The organism is Winogradskyella luteola, assembly GCF_019203985.1.
GTDB lineage: Bacteria > Bacteroidota > Bacteroidia > Flavobacteriales > Flavobacteriaceae > Winogradskyella > Winogradskyella luteola.
Genome location: NZ_JAGSPD010000051.1, coordinates 1 through 511 on the forward strand (window position 1 = coordinate 1; position 511 = coordinate 511).

Annotated in this window: 1 protein-coding gene; it reads right to left on the minus strand. The window is 53.4% G+C overall.

All coding sequences use genetic code 11. From position 1 onward, the window contains the following. Positions 1-78 precede the first annotated feature (78 nt). On the minus strand, positions 79-511 hold a 433-nt coding region (locus KCG49_RS16380; RefSeq protein ID WP_218548032.1), incomplete at its 5' end, for an RHS repeat domain-containing protein.

The following is a 511-nucleotide window of genomic DNA, read 5'->3' on the forward strand; positions in this document are numbered from 1 at the left end:
CCCGTGGTGCAGGCCAACAGGAAAAGTAGGGAAAGGAAAAATCTCTGTAACGGTATGTATCTGTTCATCGTTCTGTTTTTAGTTGTTTGATTGAAGGTGATAGTTGTATCGGTTTTCGCCCATGATGTTGCCGTCCTCGTCCCTGACCTGTTTGAGCCTGTTAAAGCTGTCGTACTCGTAGTACACGGTCCGGCCCTTTGGGTCGGTCATGCTGGTCACCCCTACCAACGGGTCGTAGGTATAGGTGGTGACCATGGCATAGGGAAACGCTGCCCTTAGGGCATTGAGTGCCGTCCTGAGGTCCTTCTCGTTACAGCTGCCGGAATCCCGGCAGTGGTCGTCATCGAGGTCGGACTTGTTCTGTATGTTCGCTACATATCCCGTGACCTGTGCATAGGTGGCGTTCTCTATCTTGGCGACGGGCAGCGTGGCGCCGTAGCCATAGACATAGCAGATGTCCATACCGTCCGTTCTGGACACCTGGAGGATGTTGCCATGGACATCGTAGTCC